The organism is Ruegeria jejuensis, from assembly GCF_041537905.1.
GTDB lineage: Bacteria > Pseudomonadota > Alphaproteobacteria > Rhodobacterales > Rhodobacteraceae > Ruegeria_C.
Map to the genome: position 1 here is coordinate 286,286 of NZ_JBGRUO010000002.1, position 24,335 is coordinate 310,620.

24 protein-coding genes and 1 riboswitch are annotated in these 24,335 nt (G+C 62.8%); of the genes, 11 read left to right on the forward strand and 13 right to left on the reverse strand.

The annotated features are described in order from the left end of the window. Window positions 1–4: 4 nt before the first annotated feature. Entirely contained in the window at window positions 5–202 is a 198-nt protein-coding gene (locus AB1E34_RS04000) for a DUF2065 domain-containing protein (RefSeq protein ID WP_372571040.1), read from the forward strand. 169 nt (window positions 203–371) lie between these two features. Continuing rightward, window positions 372–1,829 (forward strand): Do family serine endopeptidase, encoded by a 1,458-nt coding sequence (locus tag AB1E34_RS04005; RefSeq protein ID WP_372571104.1) that lies wholly within the window; start codon window positions 372–374, stop codon window positions 1,827–1,829. Window positions 1,830–2,092: 263 nt separating this feature from the next. Here the strand turns inward: AB1E34_RS04005 and AB1E34_RS04010 are convergent, their stop codons facing one another. The 4 genes from AB1E34_RS04010 to ftsY form a co-directional block, all read right to left on the reverse strand. Further along, on the reverse strand, window positions 2,093–2,761 hold the full coding sequence (locus tag AB1E34_RS04010) for a Crp/Fnr family transcriptional regulator (RefSeq protein ID WP_372571041.1): 669 nt from the start codon (window positions 2,759–2,761) through the stop codon (window positions 2,093–2,095). Window positions 2,762–2,835: 74 nt separating this feature from the next. Beyond that, on the reverse strand, window positions 2,836–3,462 hold the full coding sequence (locus AB1E34_RS04015; protein ID WP_372571042.1) for an inner membrane-spanning protein YciB: 627 nt from the start codon (window positions 3,460–3,462) through the stop codon (window positions 2,836–2,838). Window positions 3,463–3,478: 16 nt separating this feature from the next. Continuing rightward, complete coding sequence (locus AB1E34_RS04020; RefSeq protein WP_372571043.1) at window positions 3,479–4,381, reverse strand: EamA family transporter; 903 nt, start codon at window positions 4,379–4,381, stop codon at window positions 3,479–3,481. A gap of 82 nt (window positions 4,382–4,463) precedes the next feature. Then, window positions 4,464–5,606 carry a signal recognition particle-docking protein FtsY gene (ftsY, locus tag AB1E34_RS04025; protein WP_372571044.1) on the reverse strand — a complete coding sequence of 381 codons (1,143 nt, stop codon included), beginning with the start codon at window positions 5,604–5,606 and terminating at the stop codon, window positions 4,464–4,466. A gap of 158 nt (window positions 5,607–5,764) precedes the next feature. Here ftsY and AB1E34_RS04030 point away from each other — a divergent pair, with 158 nt between their 5' ends. Then, entirely contained in the window at window positions 5,765–6,160 is a 396-nt protein-coding gene (locus AB1E34_RS04030) for a hypothetical protein (protein WP_372571105.1), read from the forward strand. 12 nt (window positions 6,161–6,172) lie between these two features. On the opposite strand, the gene AB1E34_RS04035 is transcribed toward AB1E34_RS04030, so the two are convergent. Both AB1E34_RS04035 and xseA read right to left on the reverse strand, forming a co-directional pair. Further along, complete coding sequence (locus AB1E34_RS04035; RefSeq protein ID WP_372571045.1) at window positions 6,173–6,814, reverse strand: glutathione S-transferase family protein; 642 nt, start codon at window positions 6,812–6,814, stop codon at window positions 6,173–6,175. A gap of 4 nt (window positions 6,815–6,818) precedes the next feature. Beyond that, the gene (gene xseA / locus AB1E34_RS04040; RefSeq protein ID WP_372571046.1) at window positions 6,819–8,309 is read right to left on the reverse strand and encodes an exodeoxyribonuclease VII large subunit; all 1,491 of its coding nucleotides are present in this window, start codon (window positions 8,307–8,309) and stop codon (window positions 6,819–6,821) included. An 85-nt stretch (window positions 8,310–8,394) separates the two neighbouring features. Between xseA and purD the strand changes: the two genes are divergently transcribed. Continuing rightward, the gene (gene purD / locus AB1E34_RS04045; protein WP_372571047.1) at window positions 8,395–9,657 is read left to right on the forward strand and encodes a phosphoribosylamine--glycine ligase; all 1,263 of its coding nucleotides are present in this window, start codon (window positions 8,395–8,397) and stop codon (window positions 9,655–9,657) included. Between the two features lie 120 nt (window positions 9,658–9,777). On the opposite strand, the gene AB1E34_RS04050 is transcribed toward purD, so the two are convergent. Both AB1E34_RS04050 and AB1E34_RS04055 read right to left on the reverse strand, forming a co-directional pair. Continuing rightward, a complete protein-coding gene (locus AB1E34_RS04050) occupies window positions 9,778–10,566 on the reverse strand; it encodes an FG-GAP repeat domain-containing protein (RefSeq protein WP_372571048.1) in 789 nt (262 codons plus the stop codon). Beyond that, the gene (locus tag AB1E34_RS04055; RefSeq protein ID WP_306195333.1) at window positions 10,566–10,889 is read right to left on the reverse strand and encodes a 2Fe-2S iron-sulfur cluster-binding protein; all 324 of its coding nucleotides are present in this window, start codon (window positions 10,887–10,889) and stop codon (window positions 10,566–10,568) included. The genes AB1E34_RS04050 and AB1E34_RS04055 overlap by 1 nt, the downstream gene beginning before the upstream one ends. A gap of 241 nt (window positions 10,890–11,130) precedes the next feature. Here AB1E34_RS04055 and AB1E34_RS04060 point away from each other — a divergent pair, with 241 nt between their 5' ends. Then, complete coding sequence (locus AB1E34_RS04060; RefSeq protein WP_372571049.1) at window positions 11,131–11,577, forward strand: nucleoside deaminase; 447 nt, start codon at window positions 11,131–11,133, stop codon at window positions 11,575–11,577. 25 nt (window positions 11,578–11,602) lie between these two features. Here the strand turns inward: AB1E34_RS04060 and AB1E34_RS04065 are convergent, their stop codons facing one another. Further along, window positions 11,603–12,367, reverse strand: coding sequence for an AraC family transcriptional regulator (locus tag AB1E34_RS04065; RefSeq protein ID WP_372571050.1), 765 nt, complete (start codon window positions 12,365–12,367; stop codon window positions 11,603–11,605). Window positions 12,368–12,437: 70 nt separating this feature from the next. Between AB1E34_RS04065 and AB1E34_RS04070 the strand changes: the two genes are divergently transcribed. Continuing rightward, window positions 12,438–13,040, forward strand: coding sequence for a pyridoxamine 5'-phosphate oxidase family protein (locus AB1E34_RS04070; RefSeq protein WP_372571051.1), 603 nt, complete (start codon window positions 12,438–12,440; stop codon window positions 13,038–13,040). A gap of 6 nt (window positions 13,041–13,046) precedes the next feature. Here AB1E34_RS04070 and AB1E34_RS04075 read toward each other — a convergent pair whose 3' ends face one another. Beyond that, entirely contained in the window at window positions 13,047–13,742 is a 696-nt protein-coding gene (locus tag AB1E34_RS04075; RefSeq protein WP_372571052.1) for a glutathione S-transferase N-terminal domain-containing protein, read from the reverse strand. A gap of 27 nt (window positions 13,743–13,769) precedes the next feature. Continuing rightward, window positions 13,770–14,705, reverse strand: coding sequence for an alpha/beta hydrolase family protein (locus AB1E34_RS04080; protein WP_372571053.1), 936 nt, complete (start codon window positions 14,703–14,705; stop codon window positions 13,770–13,772). Window positions 14,706–14,839: 134 nt separating this feature from the next. Continuing rightward, window positions 14,840–14,917: riboswitch (SAM riboswitch) on the forward strand. 66 nt (window positions 14,918–14,983) lie between these two features. On the opposite strand from AB1E34_RS04080, the gene metZ reads away from it, so the two are divergent. The 5 genes from metZ (at window position 14,984) to AB1E34_RS04105 (ending at window position 21,568) form a co-directional block, all read left to right on the forward strand. Next, window positions 14,984–16,174 (forward strand): O-succinylhomoserine sulfhydrylase, encoded by a 1,191-nt coding sequence (gene metZ / locus AB1E34_RS04085; RefSeq protein ID WP_372571054.1) that lies wholly within the window; start codon window positions 14,984–14,986, stop codon window positions 16,172–16,174. 184 nt (window positions 16,175–16,358) lie between these two features. Further along, window positions 16,359–17,462, forward strand: a complete 1,104-nt coding sequence (gene folE2, locus AB1E34_RS04090) for a GTP cyclohydrolase FolE2 (RefSeq protein ID WP_372571055.1) — start codon at window positions 16,359–16,361, stop codon at window positions 17,460–17,462. Between the two features lie 279 nt (window positions 17,463–17,741). Beyond that, window positions 17,742–18,494 (forward strand): hypothetical protein, encoded by a 753-nt coding sequence (locus AB1E34_RS04095; protein WP_372571056.1) that lies wholly within the window; start codon window positions 17,742–17,744, stop codon window positions 18,492–18,494. Window positions 18,495–18,545: 51 nt separating this feature from the next. Further along, window positions 18,546–19,994: a TrkH family potassium uptake protein gene (locus AB1E34_RS04100; RefSeq protein ID WP_372571057.1), complete on the forward strand. Its 1,449-nt coding sequence runs from the start codon at window positions 18,546–18,548 to the stop codon at window positions 19,992–19,994. Next, window positions 19,994–21,568, forward strand: a complete 1,575-nt coding sequence (locus tag AB1E34_RS04105) for a thiamine pyrophosphate-binding protein (RefSeq protein WP_372571058.1) — start codon at window positions 19,994–19,996, stop codon at window positions 21,566–21,568. The genes AB1E34_RS04100 and AB1E34_RS04105 overlap by 1 nt, the downstream gene beginning before the upstream one ends. A 19-nt stretch (window positions 21,569–21,587) precedes the next feature. Here the strand turns inward: AB1E34_RS04105 and AB1E34_RS04110 are convergent, their stop codons facing one another. Both AB1E34_RS04110 and AB1E34_RS04115 read right to left on the reverse strand, forming a co-directional pair. Beyond that, on the reverse strand, window positions 21,588–22,283 hold the full coding sequence (locus tag AB1E34_RS04110; RefSeq protein ID WP_372571059.1) for a carbonic anhydrase: 696 nt from the start codon (window positions 22,281–22,283) through the stop codon (window positions 21,588–21,590). A 177-nt stretch (window positions 22,284–22,460) separates the two neighbouring features. Beyond that, entirely contained in the window at window positions 22,461–24,194 is a 1,734-nt protein-coding gene (locus AB1E34_RS04115; RefSeq protein WP_372571060.1) for a serine protease, read from the reverse strand. Between the last annotated feature and the right edge of the window lie 141 nt (window positions 24,195–24,335).

Sequence of the window (24,335 nt, forward strand, 5' to 3'; positions counted from 1 at the left end):
GCGGATGACCATGATCCTGATGGCCCTCGGGCTGGTGCTGATCGTCGAGGGGCTGGTCTATGCTCTGGCCCCCTCACTTGTTGAGCGGATGCTGGAAATGCTGCGCACATTACCCGAAGCGGCGCGACGGCAAGTGGGTATCCTGTCGATGGTGCTGGGGCTGATCCTGGTCTGGGGCGCATATCAGCTCGGTTTCGGCTGAGTTCGTCGCATCAGATGAAAACCGCGCGATCATACGTTGCGGGTCGTCATAAACTGACTACATTACTGCCAATGCCACCGGTTTCGCGACCGGAGGGGGAAAGTGCGTGAGGACAAGGAGAGCGCCCGTGAAGGCCGAGGCCCGTACCGTATCACTCGACAAAAGCAGCATGATCACAAGGAGCCGCCTGATGTGGATGGCGCTTCTGAGCGTGCTGTTCGTGCTGGCGCAGACACTGATTGCGCAGGCCCGGCCCGAAAGCCTGGCGCCATTGGCCGAACGGATCAGCCCTTCGGTTGTCAACATCACCACCTCGACCCTGGTCGAGGGGCGTACCGGCCCGCAGGGGATCGTGCCCGAAGGCTCGCCCTTCGAGGATTTCTTTCGCGAGTTTCAGGACCGCAACAACGATGGTGAAAACGGCACGCCGCGGCCGCGCCGGTCTTCGGCGCTGGGCTCTGGCTTCGTGATCTCGGAAGATGGCTATATCGTCACCAATAACCACGTGATCGAAGGCGCTGACGAGATCGTGATCGAGTTCTTCCCCGGCAACGGCCAACCCGAAGAGTTGAAAGCAACCGTTGTGGGCACCGACCCAAAGACGGATATCGCGCTTCTCAAGGTCGAGGCCGAGAGCCCGCTGAAATTCGTGAAATTCGGGAACAGTGATACCGCCAAGGTGGGCGACTGGGTGATCGCCATGGGCAACCCGCTGGGGCAGGGCTTTTCTGTCTCCGCCGGGATCGTGTCGGCCCGCAACCGCGCGCTGAGCGGCAGCTATGACGACTACATCCAGACCGATGCGGCGATCAACCGGGGCAACTCGGGCGGGCCGCTATTCAACATGGATGGTGAGGTTGTGGGCGTGAACACCGCGATCCTCAGCCCCAATGGCGGCTCGATCGGTATCGGGTTCTCGATGGCCTCGAACGTGGTGACCAAGGTGGTCGACCAGTTGCGCGAATTTGGCGAAACCCGCCGCGGCTGGCTGGGCGTGCGCATTCAGGACGTGACCGATGACGTGGCCGAAGCGATGGGCCTGGACGAGGCCAAGGGGGCGCTGATCACCGATGTCCCGGACGGGCCCGCGAAGGATGCCGGGTTGCTGGCCGGGGACGTGATTCTCAGCTTTGACGGGGTTGTTGTGGATGATACGCGCGGTCTGGTTCGCCAGGTCGGCGAAACCACCGTCGGCAAGGCGGTGCGCGTCGTTGTCTACCGCGATGGCGGCACCCAGACCGTTCTGGTCACGCTGGGCCGACGCGAAGATGCCGAGCGCGAGGAAACCGAAGAGGAAACCACCGAGGATGGCGCGCCCAGCGTCAGCGAGAAGGATGTGCTGGGTCTGACGCTGCAGGTGCTCAATGACGATCTGCGCTCGGAACTCGGCCTCGATGAAGATGAGACCGGACTGGCGGTGACCAATGTCGATGAAACCTCGGAAGCGTTCGAAAAGGGTCTGCGCGCAGGTGATGTGATCACCGAGGCGGGCCAGCAGAAGGTGACTTCGCTCGCCGATCTGGATACCCGCATCGAAGAAGCCAAGGAAGCCGGGCGCAAGTCGCTGCTGCTGCTGGTTCGCCGCAATGGCGAGCCGCGCTTTGTGGCGCTGAACCTCGAAAGCTGATTCAACGGAAAGATCTACGAAACGGCAGGCATTGTCCGGCCGTTTTTCGTTGCATGAGGCGGGGCGCGGTCCGCGAGGCTGATCTCAAAAGAAGCGAGCCATGCGCGGGGGCGCATGGCTCTTGGGTTTGGTACTCGGACGTACCGAGCGACTGGGATCGTATCCGGTCCGCCGGGTAACCAAGGTCAAGGTCACACGGCATGGGTGCGGGGGTCTGTGAACTTTTTCCCACCCGGAGTCTTTATCGCGATTTTTTGAAAGTTTCAGATCTGCTCGGGATCGGCCAGATCTTCCATTGTGTCAGCATCGAGGATTTCCAGCCCGCCCCGCGTCGCTTCGATGATGCCCTGTTTTTTCCAGACCGAGATCGTCTTTGACACCGCTTCGCGGGTGGCACCCACATATTCGGCCAGCTCGCTCTGGCTCAGGCTGACAGAGCTGTTGTCTTCGCTTTGCAACTGGGCCAGATGCAGCAACTTACGCGCCAGCCGGGTCGGAACGGTCAAAAAGACCTGTTCGTGCAATTGCATGTTGATCCAGCGCATCCGTTGCCCGGCCAGCCTGGTCAGGTCAACCGCCAGTTCCGGGTCGCGCCGTACCTGGCGCATGACGTCGGCATTTTGCACCTTGAGGACACGGCAGGGTTGGGTTGCGGTGATCGTCGCGGTGCGCTCGCCGGGATCGAACAGAGCGATCTCGCCAAAGACCGAGCCTGGTCCCATAAGGTCCATCGACAGTTTGCGGCCGTTCTGAGAGAGGATCGAAACCTCCATCATGCCTTGTAGAATGACATAGAGCGCGTCGCCGGTATCGCCGTGCTGGAACAGCACATCGCCTGCACCAAGGCGCGCCTCGATGGCCTCTTCCTCCAGCATCGACTTGAGGCGATCGGATGCCTCGGCCAGAAAACCCGCCTCGGGCAATGAAACCATGCGCAGATCCTCCCTTGCCCACCGGTCTAAGGGGCAATCACGCAAAACTCAACTGTGCTGAGCGACAGAAACAGTCAGTCTTCGGATTTGCCACCGCCATCGGCGTCGGTTTCGATCAGGAACCGTTGCAAAAGAGAGAACTGCATCATCAGGAATGCCATCAACGCCAGCGGGAAGCCGAAGGTCTCGATCTTGACCCAGGCCTCTTCCGACATAGTGCGCCAGACATATTCGTTGGCGGCCGCCAGCACCGCAAAACAGCCGCAGAGGCGGCGGGTCAGGATCATCCAGCCTTCCTGCTCCATCGGCAGCATATCGTTCAGGATATAGGCCAGATAGGATTTGCCGCGCAGTAGCCCGACCCCCAGCAGCACGCAGAACGTGCCGTAGACCAGCGTGGTCTTCATCATGAAGAATCGCTTGTCGTTGAAATACGCCGTCAGCCCGCCGAAAAAGATCACGATGAAGGCGGTGAAGATCTGCAGGCGGCTCAGCTTGCCGGTGAGCATCCACAGGATGCCCATCGCGACCAGCAGGATCGGCACAAAGATCAGCGCCGAGATGATGAAGCCGGAATATTCTGTGCCGCCAATAACAAAGACGTCATCCTTGATGCGCAGATAGATAAAGAAAAAGGCCAGGGTCGGGCCCAGCTCCAGCACCTGTTTCAGGATCGGGTTGATGTCTTTGGTCTGCGTCATGTTGCGTCTTGCTCCGTTATCCGCCCATCTCAACTATCACGGCTCCCAGCGCGATCAAGCTCATCAGCGCGATGCGGCGCGGCCCGACAGTTTCTTTCAGTACCAGCCAGCCGATCAGGGCGGCAAACACGGTTGAGGTTTCGCGCAGCACCGCCGCCTCGCCCACCTTGTCGAGCCTTGTGGCCAGCATGACCGCCCCGAAGGACAGGGGCGCAGTGAGGCCGCCTGCCACCCCACGCAGCATTAGCGGGCCGGGCGCGGGCGGGTTGACCATATTGCGCCAACGCAGCCAGGCAATGACCGGCATCGCCATCCCGTCGATCATGAAGAACCACGCCAGAAAAGTGAACGGATCTGCGGTGGCCCGGATGCCATAGGCGTCATAGGTCGTATAGAGCGCCACGAAGAGGCCGGTGGCAAAGGCCAGAGCCAGAGCGGTCGGTAGTGTCTCGCGGTTGGTTTCGAGACGCAGCAGGTTATAGATCGCAAGGCCGAAGATCCCCGCCAGCAGCGCGGCAACGCCGAACCATTGCGTTGCGGTAAAGACCTCTCCGAACAGCAGATAGGCGCCGATTACCGTGAAGAGCGGCCCGGTCCCGCGCACCACCGGGTAGACGACCGTGTAAGAGCCTTTGGTATAGGCCTGCGCCTGCAGCAGCTTGTAGCCCATATGGATGACCCAGACAGTGGCGAAGATCGGCCACATATGCGCCTCGGGCCAGGGCACGACAAAAAACGCGAACGGAGCGGCCATCAGCATGTAGCAGGCATCAATTGCGCCGCGTGAGAGCCAGGGATCATGACGGCCCTTTTGCAACGCGCCAAAAACCGCATGCAGAAAGGCGGCCATCAGCGCCAGCCCCAGCGCCAGATCGTGGCCCGCTTCGGTGCCTTCGAGGGAGATCAGCCAGTCGCTCACTGTCAGGTCTTTGTCCGGGTTGTGAGGTTGGGGGGCACGCTCACACCCCCAGAGGTCTTCTTTGGCCTGATGAAGGGCCGGATCAATTCGGGCCGAGGCCGGTCAGCGCGGCGGCAAACTCTTCGGGGTCGAAGGGCGCAAGATCGTCGATCTGCTCGCCCACCCCGATGGCATGAATAGGCAGGCCGAACTTGTCAGCCAGCGCCACCAGCACGCCGCCCTTGGCGGTGCCGTCAAGCTTGGTCATGACCAGCCCCGAGACATCGGAGATCGCCCGGAAGGTTTCCACCTGTCGCAGCGCGTTCTGACCCGTCGTGGCATCCAGCACCAGCAGGGTGTTATGCGGCGCGCTTTCGTCCTTCTTGCGGATGACGCGGACGATCTTGGCCAGTTCCTCCATCAGGTCGGCGCGATTCTGCAGCCGCCCGGCGGTGTCGATCATCAAAAGGTCCGCGCCATCCTCCTGCGCGCGGGTCATCGCGTCAAAGGCGAGGCTGGCAGGGTCGGAGCCTTCGGGTGCGGTCAGCACCGGCACACCGGCGCGATCGCCCCAGACCTGCAATTGCTCGACAGCCGCGGCGCGGAACGTGTCACCCGCCGCGATCACCACCTTCTTGCCGGCGGCTTTGAACTGGCTGGCCAGCTTGCCGATCGTGGTGGTCTTGCCCGATCCGTTCACGCCCACCACCAGCACCACCTGCGGACGTTTGGGGTAAAGCGGCATCGGCCGCGCCACAGGTTCCATCACCCGGGCCACTTCCTGGGCCAGCAGTTGCTTGATCTCTTCGGTCGAGAGCTTCTTGCCGAACCGGCCCTCGGCCATGTTGGCGGTCACCCGCAGCGCGGTGTCGACCCCCATATCCGAGGCGATGAGCAGCTCTTCGAGCTGCTCCAGCATGTCATCATCCAGTGTGCGGCGAATGACGGGCGTGTTGTCAGCCTTTTTGAACAGACGGCCCAGCAGACCTTTGGATTCGGGGATTTCTGGTGGAGGAGGGGCAGGCGTTGGATCCGCCGGGATCGGGGCGGGAGGTTCGGCGGGCTGCGGTGTCGGCGCTGGCGTCGGAACTTCCGGAACCGGTTCCGGTTGGGGCTGCGGCTCGGGGATCACCGGATCGGGGTGCGGGGTTTCCTCGCCGCCATCCTCGACAATCGCATCCAGCCCCTCTTCGAGCTTGGAAGACGATTTGAACAGGCGGTCCTTGAGCTTTGAGAAAAACGCCATATGGCCGGGCCCTCGCTTTGGTTTTCCCTCACCTAATGCGGATCGCGCCGGGTTGCAAAGGGTCACGCGCGCCCGACAGAACGGGAAGCCGCGCAAATCGGTGCCGCACCATCCTGTGAGTGGCGGGCCCTCCTCTGATCTGCAAAGATCGGGGCATGATGCGTCTGTTTCTGATTCTCGCCTGTTTCGTCAGCCTCCCGGCCTTTGGCCAGACCACCATGTCCGGTGAGGAGTTCGACCGCTACACGCAGGGCAAGACCCTGTTTTACGGGCAGCAGGGGCAGGCCTATGGAGTCGAGCGCTATCTGCCCGACCGTCGGGTGATCTGGTCGTTTCTGGATGGCGATTGCAAGAAAGGCATCTGGTATGAGCGCGAGGACAGCCAGATCTGCTTTCTCTATGAAGACCGGCTGGACCCGCAATGCTGGAGCTTCAGCCAGGGCCCGCACGGCCTGATCGCCCGGTTCGAGAACAACCTGGAGGCCACCGAACTCTATGAAGCCGAGGATATCGGCGAAGAGATGCTGTGCTACGGGCCGGATGTGGGGGTCTGAGACTGGGCGGGATCAGACCACGCGTAATTCGTCATAAGAAATCATGACATGCTCGCGATATGCTGGTCGCTGCGTTAGCCTGTCGTAATACGCGCTGAGGGCGGGCAGGGTGCGGCGGTCTATCTCGATATTGTAGTAGCGGAACAGGATATGGCCGAATTGGATATCGGCTTGGGAGAGTGCTTGTCCCGCCAGAAACGGTTGCTTGGCAAGTTGGGCCTCTGCGATGGTCAGATACTGTTCCAGGGAATCGATCGCATTCCTGATGGCCTTGGCATCCCGTTGATCCGGCGCGGTTCGCACGACATGCCAGAAGATCGGAACGGTGAACCCCATAGCGATATTGAGCTTTGCCCATTCGGCCCATTTGTCGATTTCAGCGCGTCGACCCGGATCGGAAGGCCAGAATCCGTCATCGCCATATCGCGCGGCCAGATAGCGCAGGATCGCCCCGGTTTCCCAAATCGGCGCGGCCACGCCATCCTGCAGCACCGGGATGGTTCGGTTCGGGTTGAGTGCCGCAAAGGTATCCGTATCGAGACCTCCAAAGTGATGGCCGATATCGTGGCGCTGATAGGGCAGGTCCAGTTCACCCACGCACCACATCAGGGCCTGCACATTCGATGACGTTTTGCGGCCCCAGATGGTCAGCATTGGTTCAGAACAACGACCCCTGTGATGGCGGCGCTCCCTTGGGGTTTGTTTTGGATTTCGGTTTCGGGGCGGAGCCGCCCGTGTCGATCTGACCGTCTGCGAACTCGATCTGAAGGGCCGCATGTTTCTCGGCCTGCGCCTTGCGCGTCACCACGTTGCCCTCGGCCCGCACCACCGCATAGCCGCGCTCCAGCGTGGCCTTGTAGCTAAGCGTTTCGCGCAGCCGGTCCGTGGCGTTGAGCTGTTGGCGCAGGCGGTCGATGCGCAGGGATTGTGCTGCGTTCAAGCGCTCGCTCAGCCGTTGCAGATGGTCGGTGCGGGTGGTGATCTCACGCTGGAGGGGCCGTGTGCTGAGGCGTGAGGACAGGTTGGTCCAACGGTCCCGGCGGGTCTCGACAATGCCGCGCAGGGTGGCGGGGCGCAGATGGGCGGACATGTCTAGCAGTTTCACCCGGCGGTTTTGTACCCCCCGAATCAGCGCGTTGGGCAGGCGTTCGGTGCTTTGGTCCAGCCGCTGGCGCGGGCCGTCCAGCAGCGCGTCGGGGCGCGGCAGGGCGCGGGCCAGATCGGCCAGCCTTTGTGCGCGGCGCTGCACCGCATCGCTGGCGGCCCGGCTCAGGCGCGCGCCTTGCTCGCCAGTCCAGGCCAGCAGGTCCAGCCGCACCGGCACCGCCAGTTCGGCAGCGGCGGTCGGCGTTGGCGCGCGTTGATCCGAGACATAATCGATCAGGGTGGTGTCGGTCTCATGCCCCACCGCCGAGATCAGGGGGATCTCCGATTCTGCCGCCGCGCGCGCCACGCTTTCCTCGTTGAAGCCCCAGAGGTCTTCGATGGAGCCGCCACCACGGGCAACGATGATCAGGTCGGGCCGGGGCAGCGCGCCGCCCGGCGTGAGCGCATTGAAGCCTTCGATGGCACGGGTCACTTCGGGGGCGCAGGCATTGCCCTGCACCGCAACCGGCCAGATCAGCACCTTGCGCGGAAACCGGTTGCGCAGCCGGTGCAGGATGTCGCGGATCACCGCGCCCGAGGGCGAAGTGACCACGCCGATGATCTGCGGCAGATAAGGCAGGGGCCGCTTACGCTCGGGCGCGAACAGCCCCTCGGCCTCAAGCTGTTTTTTGCGCTTTTCCAGCAACGCCATCAGCGCGCCCTGACCCGCGACCGCCACCTCATCGACATTCATGTTGTATTTCGACTGCGCGCCAAAGGCGGTGAGGCGACCGGTGATCACCACCTCCAGCCCTTCCTCGGGCACCACGGATAGCCCGGCGATCTGGCCCTTCCAGGTGGTGCAGGCCAGCACGTTGCGGTCGTCTTTCACGTCATAGTAGAGGTGCCCGGACCGTGCCTTGAACACGCGGCCCACCTCGCCGCGCACGCGGATACGCCCGAACGTGCCCTCAAGCGTGCGTTTCACCTCGCCCGCGATTTCCGAAACGGTGAATTCGGGCATGTTCTGGCCGGGAAGCGGGTCGTCGAGAAGGTCGGACATTGTGCGTGCCTGTTGGTCTTGTGTCACTGCTCGGGCCAGCTTAGAACGCCGCGACAGCAGGGCCAAGCAGATCGGAGCGCATTTCATGAATATCCTCATCCTCGGTGGCGGCGGGCGCGAACACAGCCTGGCCTGGGCGGTGATGCAGAACCCTAAATGCGACAAGCTGATTGTGGCACCGGGCAATGCGGGCATCGCGCAGATCGCCGAATGTGCCGATCTTGACATCATGGATGGCGGCGCGGTGGCGCGGTTTTGCGAAGAAAACGCGGTGGAGTTCGTGATCGTTGGCCCCGAAGCGCCTTTGGCCGTGGGCGTGGCCGACCGGCTGCGCGAGGCCGGTGTGCTGGTCTTTGGCCCCTCGGCGGCGGCGGCGCGGCTGGAAGCCTCCAAGAGTTTCACCAAGGAAATCTGCGACGCGGCAGGTGCGCCCACGGCGGGCTATGCACGCTTCACCGAGGTCGAACCGGCCAAGGCCTATATCCGCGAACAAGGCGCGCCGATCGTGGTCAAGGCCGACGGTCTGGCGGCGGGCAAGGGGGTGATCGTGGCAATGGATGTCGATGCCGCGCTGGATGCAGTGGATGATATGCTGGGCGGTGCCTTTGGCAGCGCCGGGGCCGAAGTGGTGATCGAGGAATTCATGGAGGGCGAAGAAGCCTCGCTGTTCGTTTTGTGCGACGGCTCCGATATCCTGTCGGTCGGCACCGCGCAGGATCACAAACGCATCGGCGAGGGCGATACCGGGCCCAATACCGGCGGTATGGGCGCTTATTCCCCCGCACCGGTGCTAAGTCCCGAGGTCGAGGCGCGGGCGATGGATCAGATTGTCCGGCCCACTATGAGCGAGATGGCCAGGCGCGGCATGCCGTTTCAGGGCGTGCTCTATGTCGGGTTGATGATCGAGGACGGCCAGCCTCGGCTGGTGGAATACAATGTGCGGTTCGGCGACCCGGAATGTCAGGTGCTGATGATGCGTCTGGGCGCGCAGGCGATGGACCTGATGCATGCCGCTGCCGAGGGTCGTCTGGGCGAGATGCAGGTGAACTGGGCCGATGATCACGCAATGACGGTGGTGATGGCGGCGCAGGGCTATCCGGGCGACTACCGCAAAGGCACCGAGATCGGTGGGCTGGACGATTTGCCCGAAGACAGCAGCCATATCGTGTTCCATGCCGGGACAAAGGCTGAAGGTGGCGCCGTATTGGCCTCAGGAGGGCGCGTTCTCAACGTGACGGCACGGGGAGAGACCCTGAGCGAGGCACACCGCCGCGCCTATGAGATGGCGGATCGTGTGGACTGGCAGGACGGCTATTTCCGCCGCGATATCGGCTGGCGGGCGCTGTAGGCTAGGTTTGATCCAATTGCCGGGCTGCGCCCGTCTCTATTGGTTTGGGAGAGGGGCTTTGCCCCTCTTGGCCTGCGGCCAATTCACCCCGGGACATTTCCTGCCAGATGAAGGCGCGGATCAGCAGGTCAGGGCTGAGGTGAGGCTCTCGGGGCCCGCGAACCGGCTAAGGTCGGTTTTGATCCAGGTCTTGTTGTAGGACAGGGCAACAACCCGGAACCAGTCGCCGCTGGCCAGGATCAACTCGGGTCCGTTACCGCAATCGCGCAAACCGCCGGAGATGAAATCCTGACCGATGCGGTGATTGGTGAGGCCGGGAATTGCGGCAACTTCGCGGAATGTGCCGTCGCTGTAGCGCCAGATGCGGAGGGTTTTGGCCAGATGCGGGCGGTCGATATAGGCGATCTCGATATGGCCATCGTCATCCAGGTCAGCAGCGCCGACTGGGGCGAGCCAGCGAAACGGGGTGCCGATATGGGGCGTTGCGGCGATTTTCTGGACCGCGTCGCCATCGAGTCCATAAATGGCGAGTTGCGCGCCCCGTGTCGGGTCGGTTTCGATCACGACAACTTCGGGTGACCCATCGCCGGTGACGTCCCAAAGACGCGGTGCGAGGTCTTCGAAAACGCGGCCGCCCTCGGCAAAGCCAATCAGATATGGTTCGCTTGCCGCGCGTTCGATCCGCAAGCCCGAATACTCGATCTCGTCCCCGAGTACCCCATGCCTGTAGTGACGTGTCGGCCCGATATAGCGCGCCCCGACAATCTCGTCTGGCTGCAAGCTCTGGTCCTGGGCACGGACCTCTCCACTGGTCCCGACTGCCGCCAGCCACAGGCTCAGGGCCATCAGCGCGCCGCGCGACCAGCCTTGCCACCGGCGGAGCGGGCGTCGCGGCGCTTTGTTCGCCATCAGATCTGTTTTTCGGGCATCTGTACCACCAGCCCGTCCAGCGCGTCGGTAACCTTGATCTGGCAGGTCAGGCGCGAGCGGGCCGGGTCGGGCTCATAGGCGAAATCCAGCATGTCCTCTTCCATGTCGTCCTTTGCGGGCACTTTCTCGACCCAGGCCGGGTCGACATAGACATGACAGGTGGAACAGGCGCAGGCCCCGCCGCAATCGGCTTCGATGCCGGGAATGTTGTTATCGCGTGCGCCTTCCATCACGGTCAGCCCATTGGCGACCTCGACGACATGTTCGGTCCCGTTATGCTCGATATAGGTAATCTTGGCCATGGACGCTCCCCTCCTGCGGCGGTGTTTCGGCAGAGTCCTTAGACAAGCCGCTGCCAGCTTTCCAGCCTCAATTGCGATCCGGTGCCTATCGATGCGGTTTCTTTATGGATTTTCCATATTTGTTCTCTTTTCCCGCTGCTCCTCCACCCCTGCGCTTGACTGTGGTGCCGGCGACGGCCAGCTTCGGCTTGGAACAGGATGCCGGAGCCGGGATCGCGGAGCCAACTGAGGAGCGGTGCAAATGATGACAGATGAGGATCGGCACTTGCTGCGTATCGCCTATGACGAGGCTAAGGCCGGATTCGACGAAGGCGGCTGCCCGATCGGATCGGTGCTGGCGCGCGGTGGCGCTGTGGTGGCGCAAGGGCGCAACCAGCGTGTACAGCGCGGCGATCCCATCGCCCATGGCGAGATGGACGCGTTGCGCAAGGCGGGGCGGCAGAAAACATATCTCGACACCACGCTCTATACCTCGTTGTCGCCCTGCATGATGTGTTCGGGAACCATCGTTCAGTTCGGCATTCCGCGCGTGGTGATTGGCGAGGCCGTCAATTTTGGCGGCAACGAGGACTTTCTGCGCGAGCGCGGCGTCGAGGTGATCATCGCGGATGATCCCGACTGTATCGCGTTGATGAAACGCTTCATTGCCGAAAAGCCCGAGCTTTGGGCCGAAGACATTGCCGAGTAGGTGATCCGCGCGCTGGTTTTCTGCTTCAGAGCAGTCGCTGCATCATCGCAGTCAGCGAATAGGGGCTGTCATAGCCCACCGAGGCCGCGACCCGGGCCAGCGGCGTGCCCCGCGCCACCGCCTGCAAAGCCGCCTGGCAGCGCAATCGCTGGCGCCATTCGCCAAAGCTGAGGCCGGTCTGGTGCTTGAAAAGGCGGGTGAAGGATCGCCGACTCAAACCCGCCTCATTGGCCCAGCCATCAATTGTCAGCGCCTGCGAGGGGGAGGAAAAGAGCGCCTCACAGGCGCGCCGCAATCCGGGGTGGTCGGGAAAGGGCAGGGCCAGCGGTGCCGCCTGCGCCTCGGCCAGTTCCAGCAGGATCAATCGGCTCAGGTGATGGGCGTGCTCACTCACCGGCCAGGGATTGTCCAGATCGCAAAACCGCGCGATCAGCGCCGCCAACAGGTCCGAGACCGCCAGCACCTGGCAGAACCGGGCACTGCCCTCGGCAAAGCTGTCCGGCGCGATATAGAGCGATTGCAGATCGACCGCGCCGACCATGCGCACCTCATGCGGCAGGTCGGCGGGCACCAGCAGGCAATGGCGTTCGGGCACCGTCCATCGCGCCTCCTGCGTTTCGGCCATCATCAGACCGGAGACCGCATAGATAAGTTGCGTGCGCGGATGGCTGTGCCAGCGCGAGACATCGCCCGCCTGATACTGCCGCCGCATGCTCACCACCGATTGCGGCAGGTGTTGCAACGCATCGGCAGAGGTTGCTCTGAGAGGGGATGTCGAAAATTGGCCCATCTGGCGAATTTATGACCCCATCGGCCAAATGAGACAAGCTATGTCAGGATGAAAACAGGCGGAGCATCCCATGCAGACCATCACCGATATCAAAGATCTTGAGGCTCTTTATGGCGCAGCGGTGCCGCAGTCTTTGACCAAGGTCCGCACCCGTCTGACCCCGCTTTACCGCCAATGGATCGAAACCGCGCGTTTCGTGGTGCTGACCAGTGTGGGTCCCGAAGGTACCGATGCCAGCCCGAGGGGAGAGGATGGGCCGGTGGTGCGAATCGCTGATGACCGCACACTCCTTCTGCCGGACTGGATGGGTAATAACCGCATCGATACCCTGCGCAATATCGTGCGGGACGGGCGGGTCAGCCTGATGTTCATGGTGGCGGGTAGCAACAATGTCGTGCGGATCAATGGCACGGCGGTTCTGACGGCGGATGAGGCGATTCTGGACAGTTTCGCCAAATCCGGCAGGCGGCCCAGATCGGTGACAATCATCACCGTTGGCGAGATCTATTTCCAATGCGCGAAGGCCCTGCTGCGCTCAGGTCTCTGGACCCGCGAACATGACGGGCATCTGGTGCCAACAGCGGGTCAGTTCGTGAACGAGACTGATGAGAGCTTTGATGGCGCGGCCTATGATGCGGGCTATGCTGAATATGCAAAGGACCGCATGTGGTGACGCGCCTCAGCGTTTGAACAACACCGATTGGGCCTGCTTGCCCTGATGCCCGCCGCGCAGTTCGATTTTCAGGGATTGCCCAGCCTGCACGGCGGGACGATTGCCAACGGCATAAAGCCAGCGCGCAAAGTGGGGCTTGTCGTGCAGGGCCTGCTGCTGTCCCTCCCACAGGCTGGCCCAGGGCCAGATCGACATATCCGCGATGGAATAGAAATCGCCCGCCACAAACTCGGTCTTCGCCAATTGCCGGTCCAGCACGCCATAAAGCCGCCCGACCTCGGCGCGATACCGGTCCTTGGCATACGGCAGGTCCTGCGGTGGGTCCATCTTGGGCGCGTATTTCAGAAAGTGATGCGCCTGTCCGGCCATCGGGCCAACCCCGCCCATCTGCCACATCAGCCATTGCTCGACGGCGATCCGGTCCCGTTCGGTTTCGCCATAAAAGCGTCCCGTCTTGCGCGCGAGATACATCAGGATCGCACCGCTTTCGAACAGGGAAATCGGCGCGCCATCCGGCCCGTCGGGATCGGTGATCGCAGGCATCCGGTTATTGGGGGAGATGTCCAGAAACCCCGCCTTGAACTGATCGCCCTTGCCGATATCGATCAGATGCAGATCATAGGGCAGCCCCATCTCCTCCAGCGCGATGGAGACTTTCCAGCCGTTCGGAGTGGGCCAGTAATAGAAATCGATGGGCAGCATCCGCGATCCTCTGTCTTTGCAGGGCGATCATGACGCTTTCTGTGTGAACGGCAAGGAGAACTGCGGCTGCGGCAGGCTCAGCAATCGGGACCAGCGCGGTGCTGAGGTGGCGGGCAGGCCCATGCGCAACAGGGACAAGTCGAACCCCTCGGGCGCGCGCAGCAGGGCATTGTAGAACGCCAATGCGCCGGGCCGCTGATAGCTGGACCAGTGGCAGATGCGGCGCTCAGGCACGCCAACCGGCCCGGCAAAGCGCGAGAGATGCTCAAGCGTGCGGCGGCAATCCAGTTGCAACGTGACAGCATTGCGCAGGTTCAGCCCCTGTCCCAGGGCGCGATCACCGCTTGTTGGTGGCGCGATCAGGCATTCATACAGAAAGTCGAACAGATCGTTTTCGCGGCTGGTGACATTGATGAAGGATGCGGCTTGCCCCGCATCCGTCTCCAGTGCCGCATGCGCCCGTTGGCGATAGGCCGCACCGGTTAGCGAGATGATCCGCGACAGCGCGCCCGGTGGCAGGTGATGCAGCGCCTCAAGCGCCAGTTCGATCCCCATGGAATGGCCGATGAAATGCACCGGTCTGTGTGGGGCGATCTGGCGCAGGTGCCGGATAATTGCCGCCATGGCGCGCCCCGCCGCAATCGCGCGTCGCCGCGCCTGCCACAACCCACCACGCCCGTCCCAGCCAAAGGCGATCGCCAGCCCCTCATCAGGGTTGCCCTGCCCAAAACCCAGCTTCTCGGGCCAGGCTGTAGCAGCCGCGCCGCGCCTATCATGCGGCAGGGCCAGAACAGCCTCGTGGGGACAGTGTTGCGGGTTGGCAGGCTGGTATTTGCAGCCGTGGGTCATCACAATCACGGGACCGGCCCCGCCTTGCGCCTGTTGCAGCAGTCTTGTCGGGGCTTGCGGGCTGCCATGCAGCACGGGCCTGTCCCCAATCGCATTGATCCTGATCACCGGCATACGTCGCCTCACACAAGATGTTGTGGCTGCGTTCTGCTCGAAGCATATGACGCAGGCATGAACAAATGCTTGCAGCCCCGTGACGATCCCGGTTGCAGACTTGACGCCCATCCGGGCGGGGCGTAAAGCCAAGACCCAGACCACGTGGCGATTTGTTACCGGATTGCGGGCCACGCTAAACAACACCGCTAAAAGGTCAGGATGAAAGCCCCCCTTTCGCTTGACCGCGTTCGGGGGTTTTTTATTGGCGCCGCAGGATCGGCGCGGAAGAGGACAAGATGAGCAAGAACTGGAACAAGCGCACCCAGGCCGTTCATAGCGGTATTCGCCGCAGCCAATACAGCGAAGTGAGCGAGACGATTTTCCTGACCCAGGGCTTTGTCTATGACACTGCCGAACAGGCCGAGGCCCGGTTCATTCAGGCCGGCGATGACGAGTTCATCTATGCCCGCTACGGCAACCCCACCGTGCGCATGTTCGAAGAGCGGATCGCCGCACTGGAAGGGGCCGAGGACGGCTTTGCCACCGCTAGTGGCATGGCGGCCGTCAACGGCGCGCTGACCGCGATGTTACAGGCGGGCGACCATGTGGTGTCGGCGCGCGCGCTCTTTGGGTCCTGCCTCTATATTCTGGAGAATATCCTGTCCCGCTACGGGGTCGAGGTCACCTTTGTGGATGGCACTGATTTGAGCCAGTGGAAGGCGGCGCTGCGGCCTGACACCAAGGCGGTATTCTTTGAGTCCATGTCGAACCCCACGCTCGAAGTTGTTGACATCGCAGCAGTTTCCGAGCTGGCCCATGCGGTTGGCGCGACCGTGGTGGTTGACAATGTCTTCTCCACCCCGGTCTTTTCACGGGCGATCGAACAGGGTGCGGATGTGGTGATCTATTCGGCCACCAAACATATCGACGGGCAGGGGCGCGCGCTGGGCGGTATCATCCTGGGCACGCGCGATTTCATCCGGGGCACGGTCGAGCCCTATCTGAAACATACCGGCGGTGCGCTCAGCCCGTTCAATGCGTGGGTGATGCTCAAGGGGTTGGAAACCATGTCCCTGCGGGTGAATGCGCAGGCGGAAAGCGCCCTGAAGATCGCCGAAGCGCTTGAGGACCACCCCGCACTGGAACGTTTGCTTTATCCGGGGCTCAAAACTCATGCACAGAACGCGCTGGTTCAGACCCAGCTGGGTGGCAAGGGCGGTACCGTGCTGTCGCTGGACATTCGCGGCGGCAAGGATGGGGCCTTTGCGTTCCTCAACGCGATGACGATCCCGGTGATCTCGAACAATCTGGGCGATGCCAAATCCATCGCCACCCACCCGGCCACTACGACCCATCAACGCCTGTCGGACGAACAGCGCACTGCACTGGGTATCACGCCGGGTCTGGTCCGTCTGTCAGTGGGGCTGGAGGATACGGATGATCTGATCGGTGATCTTCAGGCGGCTCTGGCGGCGTCGCAGCCTTAAAGAGGGCAGGGCGCCAAGATACACGCCTTGCCAGCTTCGTTTGGACTGCATCGGGGCGCAAATCTGCGAATTCTGACGATTTTCTGCGATCCGGTTTGCTATCGCCATCGTATAGAAGCTAGATTGAAGGCTGTCGGCGGCGCACACCGCCCCAAGCCGCAGACGAGAGACAGGGGACAGACCCATGAATTTCCAACCGCGCAATCTGGACGATGTGCCGAACCGCAAGGCCGCCGAAGCGGCGTTGGACGTGTTGCGCGCCTGGGCCAAAAACGCCAGCGACGCCGAGATTGCGACGCTGGACCCTGCCGTCGCAAGACTGATCCCGGGGCTGAGCGACGTAAATTACCCGGCGCTCTCGCGGGATTATCCCGAGAATTTCGAGGTCGACGCGGCATACCGCGCGACGCTGCCTGATCTTCAAAACGGCCCCTCCAGCCTTATCCGTGGCGCCCAGCAACATATCCAGCATGTGGGGATTTCGAATTTCCGCCTGCCGGTGCGGTTCCATGCCAAGGGCGGAACCGATCTGACGCTGGAAACCTCGGTTACCGGAACCGTGAGCCTTGATGCCGAAAAGAAAGGCATCAACATGTCCCGGATCATGCGCTCCTTCTACAAACACGCCGAGCGGACCTTCAGTTTCGAGACCATCGAGGCGGCGCTGGACGATTATAAATCCGATCTGGACAGCTTTGATGCCCGCATCCAGATGCGGTTTTCCTATCCGTTAAAGGTGCAAAGCCTACGCTCGGGTCTGGAAGGCTATCAGTATTATGACTTTGCGCTTGAGCTGATCGAGGTTGCGGGCGAACGCAAGAAGATCATGCATCTGGACTATGTCTATTCGTCCACCTGCCCCTGCTCTCTGGAACTGTCCGAACATGCGCGCGTGATGCGTGGCCAGTTGGCGACCCCGCATTCACAGCGCTCGGTGGCGCGGATTTCGGTGGTTCTTGACCCCACCGCCCCCTGCCTGTGGTTCGAGGACCTGCTCACGCTCTGTCGGCAGGCGGTTCCCACCGAGACGCAGGTGATGGTCAAACGCGAGGATGAGCAGGCTTTTGCCGAGCTGAACGCGGCCAATCCGATCTTTGTCGAAGACGCGGTGCGGCTGTTTTGTGCCGAGTTGCAGGCGGATCACCGCATCGGTGACTTCCGGGTTGTGGCAAGCCATCAGGAAAGCCTGCACAGCCATGACGCAGTGTCCGTCCTCACCGAAGGCGATACCTTTGCCTCTGACAGTCTGGAGCCGCGCCTGTTTAACTCGCTGGTCCACACCGGATAACACGTCCGGTAACGCCCGTTTTCGGTCGACAATTCGCCTGTGACGCTGCGGCGCAGCAATTTTTGCTGCGCTTGCTCGGTTTTGCCTATATGTTCGAAGCCAGATCAGGTCCGGCGTCGGTGAACAGGATGTTCAACGGGCGGACCGGTACAGGCAGAGGACGACTATGCGTGTCACATATTCGGAGCCGGGCAGAGATGCTCATGGGCTTTGGAAGGCTCTCTTAACGCCCTCTATGTTTTCACTTTTCCCGACAGTCAAAGATAGGGGAGCCCTAAAATGAGCTTTATCAAGACACCATTGGAAATCCAGGCCGCAGCCATCCGCGTGGCCGGACAGCTTATCGCGAATCAGCTCCGGATCATCGAGGTCGTGAGCAAAACCGCGATGGAAGCGCCGTTCTGTCAGGTGCGCGCCCTTCAGTCGGCCGCAGCCGAGCCTGCCCCGGCACCGGTCGCCAAAGCCGCACCCAAAGCACCTGTTGCACCCGCGCCCGCCAAGCCTGCGCCCAAAGCCAAGGCCAAACCCGCTCCGGCAAAGGCCAAAACCGCGAAACCGGCCCCGAAGGCCGCAGCACCTGCTGCCAAAGCGGCCCCGGCCAAGCCTGCACCGGCCAAGCCCGCACCTGCCAAGGTTGCCCCGGCCAAACCCGCCCCGGCAGCCAAGGCAAAGGCGGCCCCTGTGAAGGCCGAAGCCGCGAAACCGGCCCCAAAAGCCACTGCACCAGCAGCCCCGGCCAAGCCCGCAGCCAAAGCGGCCGCCCCGGCAGCCAAAGCCCCTGCCAAGCCTGCTGCCGCCCCGACCAAGTCGGAAGCACCTGCGGCCAAGACGGCAACGCCCAAACCCGCCGCAAAACCGGCCCCGGCCAAAGCTGCGACCAAACCGGCAGCAGAGGCAAAGCCAGCCGCTGTGGCCGAAACGGCCAAGCCCGCCCCGGCCCGCAACGGCACCCGGTCGCCTTCCACGCCGCCGGCAATGCCCGCAGCCAAGGCCAAACCACAGGCCAAAGCGCAGCCCAAACCCAAGAGCTGACCCCGCGCCAGCGCTTGACAGCGAAGCCATGGCGCGCCAACGCTGCGCGTCATGTTAGACCTTCGCCCCGTCGGATATGTGATCGGCCTGCTGGTCGCTATTCTTGGCCTGACCATGCTGTTGCCGATGATGTCGGATTTCGCCGAAGGGCGGGGCGAATGGCACGTCTTTCTGCAAAGTGCCCTGATCACCACCCTGGTGGGCGCTTTGATGGCCATGAGCTGCGCCAATGGCGTGCGCGAGGGCCTGACCATCCAGCAGACCTTCCTTCTGACAACCGGCGTCTGGGTGGCCCTGCCGATCTTTGGCGCGATCCCCTTCATGTTCGGTGAGACCGAACTGCGCTTTGTCGATGCGCTGTTCGAGTCGATGTCGGGCCTGACCACCACCGGTTCGACCGTGATCTCGGGCCTCGACGAGTTGCCGCGCGGGCTGCTGCTGTGGCGCGGGCTGCTGCAATGGCTGGGCGGCATCGGCATCATCGTTGTTGCGATGGTCTTCCTGCCCGAGTTGCGGGTCGGTGGCATGCAGATCTTTCGCTCGGAAGGGTTTGATACCTTTGGGAAAATTCTGCCCCGCGCGACCGAGATTTCGTCCCGGATTTCCGTCGTCTACATCTCGCTGACCATGGCCTGCGCGCTGGCTTATGCCGCTTCGGGTATGGATGCGTTCGACGCCTCGGTCCATGCCATGACCACCGTGGCGACCGGCGGGTTTGCCAATTACGACGCCTCGTTCGGGGGTTTCCCGCCCGCGACCGAATATGTGGCGGTTCTGTTCATGATCCTCGCGGCGCTGCCCTTCGTGCGCTACGTGCAGATGATCGCGGGCACCGCCGAGCCGCTCTACCGCGACAGCCAGGTGCGCGCCTTTATCGGAACCGCGTTGGTGCTGGTGTCGGTCCTGACGCTGTGGAACCTGCTGCAGACCCCGGCAACCGGCGAGGGCGTCATCCGCAAGACCCTGTTCAACACCGTGTCGCTGATGACCGGAACCGGCTATGCCAGCACTGACTATATGAGCTGGGGCGGCTTTCCGGTCACCATGCTGTTCTTTATCGGTCTGATCGGCGGCTGTGCGGGATCAACCGCTTGCTCGATCAAGATCTTCCGCTACCAGCTGCTGTTTGCCTCGATCAAGGCGCAGTTGCAGCGCATTCGTCAGCCCAGCGGTGTCTTCACGCCACGCTATAGCGGGCGCGCCGTGGGGCAGGACGTGCTGAGTTCGGTGATGAGCTTTTTCGTCTTTTTCATCGTGACCATGGGCATCCTGTCCTGGGGGCTCGGCCTGACCGGCCTGAATTTCGTGACCTCGATTTCCGGGGCTGCCGCCGCGCTGGCCAATATCGGGCCGGGGCTGGGCGATCAGATCGGCCCGGCGGGCAATTTCGCCAATCTCAACGACACCGCCAAGTGGATGTTGACCTTAGGCATGCTGATCGGCCGACTTGAGCTGATGGCCGTCTATGTGATCCTGACCGTGCAATTCTGGAGAGCCTGATGAAGAAACCGCTGGGGGCGCAGATTTCCCACATGCTCAGCGACCGGGGCGTCGAGGTGATCTTTGGGATACCGGGGGTCCATAATCAGGAGATGTATCGCGGCATCGAAGAGGCTGGCATTCGCCACGTTCTCGCCCGTCACGAGCAGGGGGCGGGGTTCATGGCCGATGGTTATGCGCGTGCCTCGGGTAAGCCCGGCGTGGCTTATGTGATCACCGGTCCGGGGCTGTTGAATACGTTGACGCCGCTGGCGCAGGCGTATTCCGATTCCGTGCCGGTTCTGGCGATCTCGTCCTGTCTGGACGAAACCGCCTCCCGCAAGGGCCAACTGCACCAGATGCGCGATCAGGAAGGCGCCGCCGCAACCGTCTGCGACTGGTCCGAAACGGCCCATTCCGCAGCTTCAGCTTATGGTCTGATCGAACGCGCCTTCGAAGAATTCGAGCTGGCGCGGCCCAGACCCAAAGCCATTCAGGTGCCGATTGCTCAGCTCGAAGCATTGGCCGACCCGGCGCCTTTTCCCAACCAGCCCGCGCTGCGCCTCAAGGCGCAGGACCCTGATATTGCGCCGGTGCTCTCCTTGCTCAACCTGGCTCGGCGACCGCTGTTCATTCTGGGCGGCGGGGCGCGGTCGAACCTGTGGCGGCAGATCGTGACGCAGCTTGGGGCAGCCTGTTTCACCACATATGCCGGGCGCGGTCAGGTTGGCGCGGATTATCCGCTCAATTTCGGAGCGATGCTGGCGCGGCCCGGCAGTGCGGCGGTGATCGGCAGCGCCGATCTGGTGATCGCGGTGGGGACCGAACTGGCCGAGGTGGACCTCTGGCGCGAAGATCTCGGTCATAGCACAACGCTGGTGCGGGTCGATCTGGACCCGCAGGTGCTGTCTGACGGGCAGCGCGCGCTGGTCAAGCTGCAGGCCGATGGGACGAGCTTCGCAAAAGCGCTCTGGTCGGCCACCGAAGGGGCCAAGCCCGCCACCGGCTGGTCGGTGGAGGAGGTGGCCACAACCCGTGCCCGCTGGCGGGCTGAGGCGGATGCAGAGCGCCCCGGCATCTTGCCGGTGATCGACGCGCTGCGCGATGCGGTGCCCCCGGATGCGATGATCTATTCCGACATGACCCAATTCGCCTACCTCGCGAAAGAGGTCTGGGACATGCACTACCCCCATCACTGGCACCACCCGTCGGGGTTTGGAACGTTGGGATATGCGCTGCCCGCCGGAATCGGCGGTGCGGTTGCGCGTGATGGAAAACCCACCATGGTGATCGCGGGCGATTATGGCTTTCACTATACGATGCAGGAGCTTGGCGTGGCGGTCGAGTTGGGCCTGCCGTTGCCGATCGTCATCTGGGACAACGGCAAGCTGAAAGAGATCGAGGAAAGCATGCAGCGGGCGCAGATCGCGCCCAACGCGGTGATCGCCCGCAACCCCGATTTCTGCGCCTTGGCCAATGCTTTCGGGGCCGCCTCAGCCGCGCCAGCCTCGCTTGCCGAGATGCAGGAGGCCGTGCGCGCGGCCTTCACGGCAAATGGTCCGACACTGATCTATCTGACGCCCGATATCGTCTGAGCCTGCCGATGCGTGCGGGCTAAAGGAACTCAACCTTTCCAGTGGCAATGTCATAGATCGCGGCGGCGGATTTCAACCTGCCGCTTTGGGTGAGATCAGACAGGATCGGCGCGGTTGAGCGTGCCTTTTGGGCACCCAGGCGCGCGTTCTGCGCCGTGGCGGCGGCCAGCAGGTCGGGCGGGTTGTCGGCCATGACGTCCTCGACGGCGGGGCGGATTGCATTAACAAGACCCGACAGATGCCCGCCGGGCAGGGTGGCATCCTCCACCGCCGAGATGGTGGCACTGACCGCCCCGCAGGAGCTGTGCCCCAGAACCAGGATCGTCGAGATGCCAAGCACCGCCGCGCCATATTCCAGGCTCGCCAGCCCATAATCGCTGATGACGTTGCCCGCAGCGCGGATGACGAACAACTCGCCGGGTCCCTGATCAAAGATCAGTTCAGGGGCAACGCGGGAATCGGCACAGCTGACGATTGTTGCAAAAGGCTGCTGACCCAGCGCGCGCGCGCTGCGACCAACCGAGTGGTCGGTGTTGATCGGCGTATTCGCCACATAGCGCGCATTGCCCTCCATGAGCCGCTCCAGCGCCTCATCCGGTGACACCAACGGAGTGTCGGCGCGGGCGGGCCGCACAAACGGCGCGGCAAAGGCCGCTGCACCACCGGCGATCACGCCGCGCCGGTTCCATGCTGTCAATCGGTCTTTGTCAGCCATCTGTCTGTCCTGTGTTCCTGCCCATCTGCCGAGACTTTCCTACCCGACGGGGACGGCGTCAATGTGTCCGACGGTGCAACCCGGTGCATCCCGGCGCGTGGTGAAGCGAGAAAACGCGCCGAAGATCGGCGCGTTTGTCAGTTTCGTGAGGCGCGAGCGGCTAACCACCCATTGGGATCAGTCCCAGCAACTGACCAGAACGGTCATGCCATTTGCACGGCGGTTCAACTCATCGGGTGTGATATCCGACGCTTCGGGGGCGCTTTCCACCGTCAGACCGGATGCTTCGAGCACGTTCCGCAGTGCCTGCGCGTCAGCGGCAAAGCTCACATCGCGGGGCAATTGCTGGCCGTCTGCGGGATCGGGCAGCAACATGCCGACAACCGACCCGCCCGTGTCAAAGACCGGACCACCGGCATCGCCGTCCTGCGGGGCCAGGGCAAGGCGTGACAATTCGGTCTCGCCACGCAGTCCGGCCACATCTGACAGCGTCCCGAACGTCAGTGTTGGTGCGCCAAGAACCCCTTCGTAGGAATAGCCTGACAGGGTGACCTGCGATTGCAGCTTGGGTTCGCTCAGATGCAATTCCGCCACCGCCATCGGGGCCAGCGGCTGAGTCGGCCGCAGGATCGCGACGCCAAGCCCTGAATCCTGTGAGACGAGATCAGCACGGTAGGTGTTGTCGAGCGTGATCCGTGTGCAGCTCTGTACCGCCTCGGCCACGGTCAGAACCGCGCCCGACCTGTCCACATAAAAGCCCGAACGCGAGATGCGCGGTTTGCGGATCTCCAGCCCCGAGACCAGATCGACGCTTTGCAGCGCGCCAGCCCCCTCGGCCGGGTCAAGCACGCCATCGGTGCGGGCAAAGCTGGACTTTATGGCCTGCAAGACGCGGGCGCGGCGGCCCTCATCGCCATCGGGCCAGACCAGGGTAAAGCCCTTGATCTGCCCATCGCGCAGCGCCGCCTCGGTATAGGACACGATCCCGTTGCCGCGCCCCTCGATGGTGAAGCTGTCTTTGTTGCGCTGGCGCGGGCCGTCCAGAGGCACGATCTCCAGCGTCTGCATCACGTCATAGAGCCCGAACAGGTCGGCCCGCTCGCCTTTCTGGCTGATCAGCAGCACCCGCGCGCCAAGGTCGCTTTGGGCATCGTAATGGGCAAAGGGCGGGTCATAGCGGCTAAATGCAACCTCGCCCAGGGGCAGGTCGGCGGAAATCCCGGCCTTGGCGTCCAGACGACGTTCCATGCCGACGCTCAGCAGCGGCGCGTTATACTGATCCATCAGGACAATGCGCTGGCTGGTGGTCAGGATGCCGGTGGGCTCATAACCGTTGAAGCTTTGCCAATCGGCCATGGAGCGGCGGGTGCCCGGACCAAAGGCGCCGTCGATGGTCGCGTTATAGAACCCGGCAGCCTGCAAGGCAGTCTGCAATCCGCGCCGTTCCTCGCGGCTCAAGGCCCGCTCGCTGCGCCGCGCCTGCGCGGGGGTCTCGTCAGAGGCCACGGCGGGCGTTTGCGGGGCAGGCGCCGCCGCGGGCTGGGTCAGCGAAGGTGTTGTCAAAGCGGCGCTTGCGCCCTCCTGCGGCCAGAATTGCCGCCCCAGTGACCGGGTGAAGGTGATGAAGCTGTCGCTGGGGATCTGACGCTCGGCGCGGTAGACACGCAGCACCTGTTCGGCATCGGCACGGGTATAGGGGCCAAGCACGATTCCGTACCAGCCCCCGCCAAGCGCATAGCCCTGCACATCGGGCAGGCTGCTGGAGAAGAACTGCGCGCGCTGCTCGGCCACCGGTATATCGGGATGGGCCTCGATCTGGACCCAGACGCCCTCGGCGCCGGATTGTTGGGCCGAAACGGCGCGCAGGCCGAAGGTGACCGCAAGGAGGAATGCGACGAAAAACCGTGTCATTGGGGAACTCTTGCCTTAACTCATGTCTGTTTTGCGCAACATACGCGCGAACCCACCCCAAACACCATGCCTGCAATGATGCGACGCTGCGGGTGTGATCTTCGCACGACAGGCGTGCGGGATGCGCCCGCGACTGCGTTC